This window comes from Mycobacterium sp. 1164966.3 (assembly GCF_001665395.1).
Taxonomy (GTDB): domain Bacteria; phylum Actinomycetota; class Actinomycetes; order Mycobacteriales; family Mycobacteriaceae; genus Mycobacterium.
On record NZ_LZSG01000015.1, the window covers coordinates 75,394 to 87,865 of the forward strand.

The 12,472-nt window shown below is 63.6% G+C and carries 9 protein-coding genes and 1 pseudogene; all 10 read left to right on the forward strand.

The window, feature by feature from the left end; genetic code table 11:
• Positions 1 to 712 precede the first annotated feature (712 nt).
• A complete protein-coding gene (locus tag A9W99_RS05875; RefSeq protein ID WP_172828815.1) occupies positions 713 to 1,519 on the forward strand; it encodes a Crp/Fnr family transcriptional regulator in 807 nt (268 codons plus the stop codon).
• Complete coding sequence (locus A9W99_RS05880; RefSeq protein ID WP_256389937.1) at positions 1,512 to 2,534, forward strand: nitronate monooxygenase family protein; 1,023 nt, start codon at positions 1,512 to 1,514, stop codon at positions 2,532 to 2,534. The genes A9W99_RS05875 and A9W99_RS05880 overlap by 8 nt, the downstream gene beginning before the upstream one ends.
• A 31-nt stretch (positions 2,535 to 2,565) precedes the next feature.
• Positions 2,566 to 3,285: an SDR family NAD(P)-dependent oxidoreductase gene (locus A9W99_RS05885; RefSeq protein WP_067374746.1), complete on the forward strand. Its 720-nt coding sequence runs from the start codon at positions 2,566 to 2,568 to the stop codon at positions 3,283 to 3,285.
• Position 3,286: 1 nt separating this feature from the next.
• Positions 3,287 to 4,894 (forward strand): GMC family oxidoreductase, encoded by a 1,608-nt coding sequence (locus A9W99_RS05890; protein ID WP_067374748.1) that lies wholly within the window; start codon positions 3,287 to 3,289, stop codon positions 4,892 to 4,894.
• Between the two features lie 95 nt (positions 4,895 to 4,989).
• Positions 4,990 to 5,094 (forward strand): annotated as a pseudogene (locus tag A9W99_RS27530) (alpha/beta hydrolase); the annotation flags it as partial.
• Positions 5,095 to 5,273: 179 nt separating this feature from the next.
• Positions 5,274 to 5,957, forward strand: coding sequence for a hemerythrin domain-containing protein (locus A9W99_RS05895; protein ID WP_156622959.1), 684 nt, complete (start codon positions 5,274 to 5,276; stop codon positions 5,955 to 5,957).
• 82 nt (positions 5,958 to 6,039) lie between these two features.
• Positions 6,040 to 6,879 (forward strand): hypothetical protein, encoded by an 840-nt coding sequence (locus A9W99_RS05900; protein WP_067374752.1) that lies wholly within the window; start codon positions 6,040 to 6,042, stop codon positions 6,877 to 6,879.
• 149 nt (positions 6,880 to 7,028) lie between these two features.
• Positions 7,029 to 7,661, forward strand: coding sequence for a ComF family protein (locus A9W99_RS05905; protein ID WP_067374754.1), 633 nt, complete (start codon positions 7,029 to 7,031; stop codon positions 7,659 to 7,661).
• Positions 7,662 to 7,976: 315 nt separating this feature from the next.
• The gene (hpf, locus tag A9W99_RS05910; RefSeq protein ID WP_082929845.1) at positions 7,977 to 8,687 is read left to right on the forward strand and encodes a ribosome hibernation-promoting factor, HPF/YfiA family; all 711 of its coding nucleotides are present in this window, start codon (positions 7,977 to 7,979) and stop codon (positions 8,685 to 8,687) included.
• 208 nt (positions 8,688 to 8,895) lie between these two features.
• Entirely contained in the window at positions 8,896 to 11,739 is a 2,844-nt protein-coding gene (gene secA, locus A9W99_RS05915; protein WP_067374758.1) for a preprotein translocase subunit SecA, read from the forward strand.
• The last annotated feature ends 733 nt before the right edge of the window (positions 11,740 to 12,472 follow it).

A 12,472-nucleotide genomic window follows, 5' to 3' on the forward strand; every position in this document is an offset into this window, starting at 1 on the left:
AGGCGCAACGCGGCGCTGGATAGCTTCCTCCCGAGATCGCTTTCGGAGTTTCTTCACGCCGAGAGCATTCGTCAACGTGCGCACTGCGAGGACCTACCCGTGGAGGTCATCGACACGATTTCCGCAGAAGCCAGCGACGGATTCGACACCTACTAAGTAATGAATCCACACGATGACACATGGGAATTGACAAACAGCTCAACTGGCTGATTCGTCCCCGCTGGAGACCTCCTGCTGGCCCTGCCCGAGCGGCTGGCCAGTACTCGTTGCTGCCGAGGCTGCACAACTACAGCAGTCCGAGTAGCCGACAAATGGGTCGATGGCACTCACCGATCGGCTCCTCGAATCCTCCAAGACGCGAAAGTCGTTATGGGCAACGACATCCGCACTCACTAAAGCGATTACCGCCAACACGTCGGCGACCTCCGAGTGCTCGGGCTGCAGTCGACGGTTTAGTGGTACCGCGTCATTCCAGGATGCGCAAACCGGCCACAGTGCTTCGTGCGGTGGCTAGTCGATCAGCAGTCGCCTCCATAACGTGAGTTTCATGATTCGGGCCGCGGTCACAGTGCTCGCGTCGGCATTCTGGATAGCGACGCCGATCTTCCGGCTGTCGACGACGCGGCGTAGGTATGCGTTAGGTATGGATGGGCAACCGGCCACAAAAGGGTTGCAATCACGAACTTTACGCACGTCCCACGGTTGCTCCTCGATGAGCAACACAGCGAACCAAGATATCGACCCGAAGGATCTCAATGGGAATCGCGTTGATCATCCACTGACTGAAAGACGGCACGACGGTCGCGGAAGCTCCGATGTATACCAGGCGCTGATCGCGTCGGGATTATTCAGCAAGCTCGATCCTGAGAGTCTGTTCGCCGTAGCGGAGCAGCTTGAGCCCGTGCAATTCTTGCCAGGAGAAATCATGGTTGCGCAAAGTAGCCGCGGTGGCCGCGTCTACATCATCATCTCTGGAAAGGTCAAGGTCGCTTACCGTCACCCTGAAGGCGGGGAGGTGGTGTTGACCATCTTAGGGCCCAGAGAAATGTTTGGTGCCATGACGCTTTTCGATCCGGAAGCACATGAAATCGACGCAACCGCCCTTACCACAGTTGTGGCAGTGGCGATAGAACGCGCACAGTTTCTGCTTTGGATAGCCGAGCGTCCAGAATTCAGTGATCAGGTGCTGCGTCTATTCGCGCGGTGGGTGAAGGCGTCGACGAACTCGTTGGTGGACTTCGCCTTTGCTGATGCCCAGAACCGTGTTGCGAATCAGCTGCTGTTGTTGAGGAAGCGGTTTGGCCGGCGAGAGGGCGAAGCGGTCCGGGTTGTGCATGACCTGACATTGGAGGACTTTTCGCTTCTTGTGGGCGTTGCTCCCGAGACGATCTGCGACACGTTGCGCGAATTTGAACATCGCGGCTGGATCCGTTTGGAGTACAACAGCGTGGTGGTCGTTGACGCCCACGCGCTTTCAGCAATATCACACTCGAATATGCTTAAGGCTCACTGTGTTTGACCGATTCTCCTTGGCCGAACTGAGCCTTCGGGTGCTGGGCGCACCGATGGCAGGCGGTCCGACGACACCTGCGTTGGCCGCCGCGGTAACCAATGCGGGCGGTCTGGGGTTTCTCGCAGCCGGCATGTTGTCGGCCGAAGAGTTGGCCGACGACATACTCGCGGCGCGGCGGCAGACGCCGGGTCCGATTGGTGTGAATCTGTTTGTGCCCCAACGGCCGATGTCTTTGCCGGCGGAGTTGGAAGCGTTCGCGGCAGCCTTGATGCAGGAGGCCGAACGCTATGGTGTAGCGCTTGGCGAACCGCATCATGACGACGACGACTGGGCAGCGAAGCTCGACGTGGTATTCGACCTGCGGCCCGAGGTTGTGTCATTCACGTTCGGTTCGCCGAGCGAAATGCAGTGTGGGCGCCTCGGCGGTCTCGGCATCACGATTATGGCCACGGTCACATCCGTTCGAGAAGCGATGATAGCGCTCAGCTGCGGCGTGGATGCCTTGGTGGTGCAGGGGCCCGACGCGGGCGGGCACCGCGCAACCTTTGACGTGCTCGACGCACCGCCCCGCTGTTCGCTCGATGATCTGGTGGCCAGCCTGGTCGCGTGTTTCGATTGTCCCGTCGTCGCAGCCGGTGGTCTCGGAACACCAGACGATGTGGCCCGGATGCGCGAGGCCGGCGCCACCGCCGTACAGCTCGGTACGGCGCTCTTGCTCGCCGACGAAGCGGGCACCAATGCGGTGCATCGCGCGGCATTGCGTGATCCGCAATTCACCCAAACGGTTGTGACGCGGGCGTTTACCGGACGCTACGCACGCGCATTGCGCAACCGATTCACCGATGACCACGATGCTCACGCGATTTTCGGTTTCCCGCAGGTCGCGATGATGACCGGCCCCGTTCAGGAGGCGGCGGTGAAGTTGGGTGATCCGCATGGCGTGGGGATGTGGGCAGGAACGTCGTTCCGCAACGCCAAGACGGGTTCAGTCGCTGACATTGTTCGCCAGCTGGCCGGTTGAACCGCCGACCAGTCAGAGAAGGGTAGGAGAAATGAGATTCAGCGGCGAGAACGTCGCGATCATCACTGGCGCATCACGAGGAATCGGCGCGGGCTTGGTCGAGGCGTACCGCAAGCACGGTTACCAGGTGATTGCCAACTCGCGCACCATCGATCACTCGCCCCATCCTGAAGTCCGCACGGTGGCAGGCGATATCGCCGACCCAGCAACCGCCGAGCGCCTCGTTGTCGAGGCGGCCACACGCTTTGGCCGCATCGACACGCTGATCAACAATGCCGGTGTCTTCATCTCCAAGCCCTTCACCCAGTACAGCCTGGAAGACTATGCGCGGGTGACGTCGGTGAACATGTGGGGCTTCTTTAACGTCACGCAACGCGTCATCGACATGATGCTTGCCCAGGGCAACGGCGGACACGTGGTCAACATCACCACGACTCTGACCGAGCAAGCTCTGACTGCCGTCCCATCGGCACTCACGGCACTGACCAAAGGCGGCCTGGCTGCCGTGACCAAATCATTGGCTATCGAGTACGCCGGGCGCGGAATCCGGTTCAATGCAATATCTCCCGGTGTCATCGACACGCCCATGCACAGGAGAGCCGACGCAGCCACCGCCTACGCGGGAATGCATCCCCAGAATCGGATCGGCACCGTCGCCGACGTCGTGCACGGTGCGCTATATCTGGAAACGGCGTCCTTCGTCACCGGCGAAATCCTGCACGTCGACGGCGGACAGAGCGCAGGGCACTAGCGTGGACGCCGAATTGGACCAGCGCGTGCGCGAAAACCAGCAGCGCCTCACCACTGACCTCAAGCAGCATTACGACTTCATCATCTGTGGTGCGGGAACGTCCGGCTCGGTCATCGCCGGTCGTTTGGCCGAAAACCCAGCTGTAACAGTGTTGTTGCTGGAGGCGGGCGGCTCCGATGACATACCCAGCGTCAGCGAGCCGCGGCTGTGGCAAGAAAATCTCGGCAACGTGACGGACTGGGCCTTTCAGGCTGAACCGAACCAGCACCTCAATGGCAGGGCGCTCATCCTGTCGATGGGTAAAGTCCTTGGCGGCGGGTCCAGCATCAATCTGATGGCGTGGGCACGCGGCCACAAGTCGGATTGGGATTTCTTCGCCGCCGAGTCGGGCAACAACGCCTGGTGCTACGCGTCGACCCTCGACGTCTACCGCCGCATCGAGGATTGGCATGGCGCCCCAGACCCGCAGTACCGGGGCAGCGGCGGTCCAGTCTTCGTGCAACCGAAATCTAATCCCCATCCCGCCACTGCCGCCGTGGTGGAAGCTGCCAGGTGTTTGGGCGTTGCGCCACATGAAAATCCGAACGGAAAGATGATGGAAGGCAGGGGTGGCGCGGCGATCATCGATGTTCGAGCCCGCTGCGGCAAGCGCCAATCGGTCTTCCGGTCCTACACGTATCCGTACATGGATCGGCCAAATCTAACGGTGCTGTCAGAGGCATATGTACGTCGCGTGATCATCCACCGTCGCCGTGCGACCGCGATAGAGGTGACCTATCGCGGCGAAGTCCGAAAGTTCTTCGCCAACACGGAGATTGTGCTATCGATGGGCGCCATTCACACACCCAAGGCGCTCTTGCTTTCCGGGATTGGTGACCAAGACACCTTGCGACGCTTGGGAATCCCGGCTATCCAGCACCTGCCTGGGGTAGGGCGTAACTTCCAAGATCACCTCGGCTTCTCGTGCATGTGGGAACTGCCCGGTGGCCAGCTCGACGTCCAGCCGGGCAACGCGGTGACATTTTGGCCGAGTGAGGACGGCCTCGACCAGCCCGATCTATTTGCCTGTCACGGGGCACTCGTACTTGCCAGCTCGGAGAACTTCGCACGATTCGGTGTACCGGGGGCCGCGTGGACCATGTTCGGTGCTCTGGCACAACCCAAAAGTCGTGGAAGGGTCGAGCTGAGAAGTCCGGATCCCGATGAGCCCGTCAGGGTGGTCGACAACAACTTGTCGCACCCGGATGATGTGCGGATCGCAGTGAAATGCATTGAAGGCATGCGGGAACTGGGCAACTCGACATTGCTGCAGCCCTTTTTCAAGCGGGAGGTCATGCCAGGCAACCTGAAGGGCCAAGCCCTGGTGACTTATCTGCGCGACGCCGGGCTCAGCTACTGGCACCAAGTGGGCACGGCCAAGATGGGGCGCGACCCCCTGGCCGTGGTCGACGGCAGCCTCAAGGTTTATGGGACCGAAAACCTGCGCGTCGCTGATGGATCCATCATGCCCAGAATCACCACCGGAAACACGATGGCGCCATGCGTAATTATTGGGGAGCGTGCTGCCGAAGAGATCAAGGCGGAACACCGACTGGCGACCTCGGCCTGATGGCCGCCCAATACCGATGCCGACGATCGACGGCGTCGTGCACCGGTTCGTCGAGGTAAGCGACGATGTGACGATTCATGTTGCCGATGCCGGACGACCTGAGGATCGAGACGGTAGATGCCGTTGGGCACTGGATTGTCGAAGAACGACCGGACCTGGTGCTGCACCGGCTGCCAGCCTTCTTGGAGGGCAACGGATGAAAGAGACAGAACATGAAGGGATTGCATTGCAATGCTTTTAGAGATCTCGTTGCCCAAATGCGTGGTGTGGCTATGGGTGAGTCGACGATCGCTCGATCCCCACAAAAGGAGAATCGATTGGCAACTAACTGGGATTGGGCGTACTCCGAGGATGTTCGCCACACGTCGGTGAAGTGACGATGCCAACCGACGCATTCGAAATGGCCATGGTGCATCGAGTCTTTCGCAGTGAACTGAGATCTGCTTCGGAGCTTATTCGCCAGGTGCACCCCGGGCAGTACGGGCGCCGAAAGCGCGTAGCGGATCACATTTTGAACGTGCTGGCGGCGTTGCACCACCACCACCACGCCGAGGACGAGCTGCTGTGGCCGACACTGCGGTCACGGGTACGTCTACGAGCAGATGACATCGATCGTATGGAGACTGAGCATGCGCTTATGGCCAAATTGGTGAGTAGCGTCGAGGTGCGCTTGGCAGCTTGGATTGCTGACACTGACTGCACTGCCGCGGGCTGTGCCCCTCAGTCAAGTGCCGCGCAAAAATTGATCTACGAGATCGAAACCCTCGCCGAGTTGGTCAACGAGCACTTCAACGCCGAAGAGTTGCGGGTCGTTCCGCTGATCAACGAGTGCATCACCGACGCGGAATGGCACGCGACGACCGAACGGGGCGCTTCCTTCCTCACTGTTCACAACATTGGTTTCGGCGTCGCATTCATCGGCATGGTCCTCGAGACATGCACAGTCGATGAGCGCAGACGGTTTCTCGCTGGCATGTCGGCGCCACGAAGGGTGCTGGCGAAGTTGTTTGCAGGACGAGTTGCGAGCAGCTACCGGGCTCGCCTTGAGAGCCAGCCAAGTTAGGGGCACCAATCGCCGGGTGCGGGCCGGCGCGTTGTAGCCCGCTGACCGCACCGGCTACCCTCGCCGTGAGGAGGCGCTGCCGATGTCGCCGAAAGTTCCCCGCCTGCGTTGGGAGGACCCCTTCGGCGCGCTGGAGATGCTTGGCTCGTTGTGGTCCTCAAGCGGTCTGCCGGGGCTGCCGTCGGTCACCGCGGGTGCCGCCCAGGCGGCTGCGATGCCGTACCGGACCTTGTTCCTCACGCTGCAGCAATTGCTCGTCGGCAAGGAGGTGACGGTGCGGATCGGGGACCAGGACGTGAAGCTGACCGTCACCGAGCTGGATTCGGCGCTGGATCCGCAGGGTTTGGCGGTCGGACAGCTCGGCGACGTGCGGCTGGCGGCCCGCGACGTCCGATGGGACCGCAACCACCTGAAGACCGCCGATGCAGTCCTGCACAACCTGCACATCCGTCCGGGCATGCCGCCGCTGGTGGTGGCCGCCCCGGCGGAGCTGTCGACGGCGGTGTCGTCGCACATTTTTGACGATGTGCTGCGCCGGGCGACACCGCAGCTGCGCGGCGAGCTGTGCGAGGACGGAAACGCCCGGCTGCGGTGGGCCCGTCGGCCCGGCTGGGGCGGCTTGGACGTCGACGTCGAAGTGCTGGGCAAGACGTTGTGGCTGCGCCCGCGCGCGTTGGTTACCGGACAACGGCGTTGGACGTTGCCGGGCCGGATGCCCGCCTACCGGGTGGCCCTGCCGGAGCTGCCGCACGGGCTGCTGGTCACCGATGTCAGCGTCGGCGTGGATTCCTTGCAGTTGTCGGGGCTGCTGCCGGAGTGGCGGATGGAGTTGCCGCTGAAGTACCTCGAAGACCTGATCAGCCGGCTGAGCCAAGGGGCGCTCAGCTTCGCCTGGCCGTCGGTGTTCAAAGGCTCCGATTGACACGACGAGCCCAGCAGCTCGCGCCGGAGGTGTCCGCACGGCGAAAATCGGTCGAAATCTCACCGTGAGAACAGGCCCGGCGAGCGGACAGACGACGGTCGTCAGCACGATGAACCACCTCTGTCACCCCCTGCTACCACACTGGCAGTGTGCTCGACCTGATCCTGCCGTTTGAATGCGGCGGCTGCGGCACGCCATCGACGCGATGGTGCGACGCCTGCGCCGCCGACCTCGACGTCAGAGCCGACCAGCCGCACGTGGTGAGCCCGCGCATCGACCCGCAGGTGCCGGTGTTCGCGCTCGGCCGCTATGCCGGCGCCCGTCGCCGGGCGATCCTGGCACTGAAGGAACACGGCCGCGCCGATCTGGCCGCGCCACTGGCATACGTGCTGGCCGTCGGTGTTCACCGGCTGCTGTCCTGGGGCATCGTCGACGCGCCGCTGACCATCGTGCCCGCGCCGACGCGGCGCTCGGCGGCCCGCCGGCGCGGAGGTGACCCGGTCGGCCGAATGGTGGTGGCTGCGGCCGCGGGGCACCCCGGCATCGCCGTCGCAGACGCATTGCGAATGAAGCCGATGGCGCGCGACTCCGTCGGCCTTGGCACCTCGGCCCGGGAACGCAATATCGCGGGGCGGGTACGGCTGCGGGGCCGGCCGCCGCGCACCGAAGTGATGGTCGTCGACGATGTCGTCACGACCGGTGCGACGGCTCGCGAGTCCGTCCGGGTGCTGCACGCCGCCGGCGTTCACGTGAGCGCTGTCCTGACCCTCGCGGCGGCGTGAGCCGAGTCGTGTACCGAACTGAAGAAGATCGCATGAAGACGTGAAGAACTCGCAACAGCTCCACCAAATTGGTGGCACGCCGGGGCGAACACGAGCTAACGTCGAGAACAACGTTCTTGGTTCACCGGAAGACTTATGGTCGCGATTTCCCAGGTTGAAACGCCACCGCAGGGAGGGGGTGAGTATTCGACACCTTGCTCCGGCGGGCAGCCTGAGGCGGTAACCGATCTGGCACCGTTCCAACCCCGTCGGCGCGTTCAGAAACGCCGGCACGCAGGGCGCGTGTGACGCGAAAAGAGAAACGAGTTGTCACGTATGTCAAGGCTTACCGTGGATTCCAGTCGGGCCCTGGACCAACCGCCAGCCGACACCGACGAACAGGCCGAACCGGCGTCGCATGCCGAAGTCGTCGTCAAGGGCCGCAACGTCGAGATCCCCGACCACTACCGCATTTACGTCTCGCAGAAACTCGCTCGCCTGGAACGGTTCGACCGGACCATCTACCTGTTCGACGTCGAACTCGATCACGAACGCAACCGACGTCAACGCAAATCCTGTCAGCACGTGGAGATCACCGCTCGCGGCCGCGGGCCGGTAGTTCGCGGGGAGGCGTGCGCCGACAGCTTCTATGCCGCATTCGAGGCCGCGGTCGCCAAACTGGAGAACCGGCTGCGTCGCGTCAAGGACCGGCGCAAGGTGCACTACGGGGACAAGACCCCGGTTTCACTGGCCGCCGCCACCGCCGTGGTGCCCGCGGCCGGGCAGACCCCTAAGCCACGCAAGAAGAAGGCCGCCGAGACGCCGGAACACGACGGCGAGGAAGTCAAGGCCCGCACCGATCATGCGCCGGGCCGCATCGTCCGGGTCAAGGACCACCAGGCCAAGCCGATGTCGGTGGACGACGCGCTCTACGAGATGGAGCTGGTCGGGCACGACTTCTTCTTGTTCTATGACAAGGAGACCGAACGGCCGTCGGTGGTCTACCGTCGGCACGCCTACGATTACGGCCTGATCAGACTCGCCTGACGAGGTCTTCGGCGGCGACCCGCGGCGCGCGGCGGTGCCGCGCTTGCGATCGCCGCTAGGGTCGTTGGCGGCGACCCGCAGCGCGCGGCGCTGCCGCGCTTGCGATCGCCGCTACGCCGGTCAGCACCGGCTCGTCACCTACGATGGGAGTCGCCTGATCGAAGAAGACTCCTACCAGTAGGGGAACATCCCAAAAGGGGACAACACTGTGCTGTCGAAGTTGCTGCGCCTTGGTGAAGGTCGCATGGTCAAGCGCCTCAAGAAGGTGGCGGACTACGTCAACACGTTGTCCGACGACGTCGAAAAGCTCACCGATGCCGAGCTGAGGGCGAAAACCGACGAGTTCAAGAAGCGGTTGGAAGAGGGCGAGGACCTCGACGATCTGCTGCCCGAAGCGTTCGCCGTGGCGCGCGAAGCCGCCTGGCGGGTGCTCGATCAGCGGCCTTTCGACGTGCAGGTGATGGGTGCCGCCGCGCTGCACCTGGGCAACGTCGCCGAGATGAAGACCGGTGAGGGCAAGACCCTGACCTGCGTGTTGCCCGCCTACCTCAACGCGCTGGCCGGCAAGGGCGTACACATCGTCACAGTCAACGATTACCTGGCCAAACGCGACAGCGAGTGGATGGGCCGGGTGCACCGCTTCCTCGGGCTGCAGGTCGGGGTGATCCTGGCCAGCATGAACCCCGACGAACGTCGGGTCGCCTACAACGCCGACATCACCTACGGCACCAACAATGAGTTCGGCTTCGACTACCTGCGCGACAACATGGCGCACTCGCTCGAGGAGTTGGTGCAGCGCGGTCACAGCTACGCGATCGTCGACGAGGTCGACTCCATCCTGATCGACGAGGCCCGCACCCCGCTGATCATCTCCGGCCCAGCCGACGGCGCCTCCAACTGGTACACCGAGTTCGCGCGGCTGGCGCCGCTGATGGAAAAGGACCTCCACTACGAGGTCGACCTGCGCAAACGCACCGTCGGCGTGCACGAGAAAGGGGTGGAGTTCGTCGAGGACCAGCTCGGCATCGACAACCTCTACGAGGCCGCCAACTCCCCCCTGGTCAGCTACCTCAACAACGCGCTGAAGGCCAAGGAGCTGTTCAACCGCGACAAGGACTACATCGTCCGCGACGGCGAGGTGCTGATCGTCGACGAGTTCACCGGTCGTGTGCTGATCGGCCGCCGCTACAACGAAGGCATGCATCAGGCCATCGAGGCTAAGGAGCATGTCGAGATCAAGGCCGAGAACCAGACGCTGGCCACCATCACGCTGCAGAACTACTTCCGGCTCTACGACAAGCTCGCCGGCATGACGGGCACGGCCCAGACCGAGGCCGCCGAGCTGCACGAGATCTACAAGCTCGGCGTGGTCAGCATTCCGACCAACAAGCCGATGATCCGCACCGACCAGTCCGACCTCATCTACAAGACCGAGGAAGCCAAATACATCGCGGTGGTCGACGACGTCGCCGAGCGTTTCGAAAAGGGCCAGCCAGTGCTGATCGGCACGACGAGTGTGGAGCGCTCGGAGTACCTGTCGCGCCAATTCCAGAAGCGGCGCATCCCGCACAACGTGCTCAACGCCAAGTACCACGAGCAGGAGGCGGGCATCATCGCCGTCGCCGGCCGCCGCGGCGGCATCACTGTGGCCACCAACATGGCGGGCCGCGGAACCGACATCGTGCTGGGCGGCAACGTCGACTTCCTCACCGACTTGCGGCTGCGTGAGCGGGGACTCGATCCGGTTGAGACACCCGAGGAGTACGACGCGGCCTGGCACGAGGAGCTCCCGCAGGTCAAGGAAGAGGCCGGCAAAGAAGCCAAGGAAGTGATCGAGGCCGGCGGGCTGTATGTGCTCGGCACCGAGCGGCACGAGTCGCGGCGCATCGACAACCAGCTGCGCGGCCGCTCCGGCCGGCAGGGCGATCCGGGCGAGTCGCGGTTCTACCTGTCCCTGGGCGACGAACTCATGCGCCGGTTCAACGGGGCCGCGCTCGAGACCCTGCTGACCCGGCTGAACCTGCCCGACGACGTGCCGATCGAAGCCAAGATGGTCACCCGGGCCATCAAGAGCGCGCAGACCCAGGTCGAGCAGCAGAACTTCGAGGTCCGCAAGAACGTCCTCAAGTACGACGAGGTGATGAACCAGCAGCGCAAGGTGATCTACGCCGAGCGCCGCCGCATCCTCGAAGGCGAGAACCTCAAAGAGCAGGCGCTCGACATGCTCCGCGACGTCGTGACCGCCTACGTCGACGGCGCTACCGCCGAGGGCTACGCCGAAGACTGGGATCTGGCGAAACTTTGGGAGGCACTCAAGACGCTGTATCCGGTCGGGATCGAGCACGAGACCCTGACGCGTCATGACGACGACTCGGAGCGTGACGACCTCACCCGCGAGGAGCTACTGGACGCGCTGCTCGAAGACGCCGAACGCGCTTATGCCACAAGGGAAGCCGAGCTCGAGGAGTTGGCCGGCGAGGGCGCCATGCGTCAGCTGGAGCGCAACGTGCTGCTCAACGTCATCGACCGCAAATGGCGTGAGCACCTCTACGAGATGGACTACCTCAAGGAGGGCATCGGCCTGCGCGCGATGGCGCAACGCGACCCGCTGGTGGAGTACCAGCGCGAGGGCTACGACATGTTCATGGCCATGCTCGACGGCATGAAAGAGGAGTCGGTCGGCTTCTTGTTCAACGTCACCGTCGAGACCGTCCCGGCCCCGCAGGTGGGCCCGGTCGAGGAGCCGGAAGAGCTCAAGGAATTCGCGACCGCAGCGGCCGGCGGCTCGGCCCAGCCCGACGGCGGGAGCCCTGCCCCTGCCGCAGCTCGCGAAGAGGCTCCGAGCACCTTGCGCGCCAAGGGTATTGACAACGAGTCGCCCGCGCTGACCTATTCGGGACCGTCGGAGGACGGCTCTGCGGCGGTGCAGCGCAACGGCGGCGGCAAGACGCCGGCCGGGGTGCCCGCCGGGGGAAGTCGTCGTGAGCGGCGCGCGGCGGCGCGTCAGCAGGGTCGCGGCCCCAAGCCGCCGAAATCGGTGAAGAAGCGTTAGCCCGGCGACGGCGAGCTCCGGTGCGGCGCGCCGTAATTCGATACCGTGGACACTTGAAATGATCTGAGTGTTCTGGTATCAGAAATATATATCGACAAGTGCAGGTCATCTCGTGAGTTGAGGTGGATGTGATGTTGATTGATCTTGACTCTCCGAGTGCGGTTGAGCCGGTTTGTCCGGCGGTCATCGAGGCGTCGGCGATCGTGGAGGCCGAATGGATACGCCTGCGGCGCCCGAGCGGACCGGCTCAGCACGTCACCCGTGAGTTGCTGGCGCGCAGGCGTTTTGGGGGCCGGGCGCGCGTCAGCGTGACGACCACGCCCAGGCCGGCCGCATGGTCGGCCCCGGAAACTGAACTTCCCGTCCGACGCCCGAGCGGCGCGGTGTGGCCGCGGCAGCGTTCACCTCCGGGTCGAGGTGAAACGCCCAGTGCCAGTACTTGTTCCGAACCTACGAAGGGGGTGGTCTAAGAGAACCAGCACGTTGAGCGATGGCTGTCATGCCGTCCACGAATATTGCGACGCATTGTCAGCGCTTGATCGAGAGACCTCAGCGCACCGCCACTTGTCGTGGCCATCTACGTGGAACGCATGAACGCCTCAGCTGAAAGAAGCGGGGCCCCCCCCACCGTTTGGCGGGCCCCCCCTTTGGGAAAACGGCGTGGTGGGCGGCGGGGCGCCCGGGGGGCGGGGGCCCCCTGGCCGCGGTGGGGGCGCGGGCCCCGGGGGGGGGC

Bases quoted from the DNA above. Each gene is read 5' to 3' on its own strand.
- A9W99_RS05900 (WP_067374752.1), top strand. From the start codon at position 6,040: ATGTCGCCGAAAGTTCCCCGCCTGCGTTGGGAGGACCCCTTCGGCGCG.
- hpf (WP_082929845.1), top strand. From the start codon at position 7,977: ATGTCAAGGCTTACCGTGGATTCCAGTCGGGCCCTGGACCAACCGCCA.
- A9W99_RS05895 (WP_156622959.1), top strand. From the start codon at position 5,274: ATGCCAACCGACGCATTCGAAATGGCCATGGTGCATCGAGTCTTTCGC.
- A9W99_RS05875 (WP_172828815.1), top strand. From the start codon at position 713: ATGAGCAACACAGCGAACCAAGATATCGACCCGAAGGATCTCAATGGG.
- A9W99_RS05885 (WP_067374746.1), top strand. From the start codon at position 2,566: ATGAGATTCAGCGGCGAGAACGTCGCGATCATCACTGGCGCATCACGA.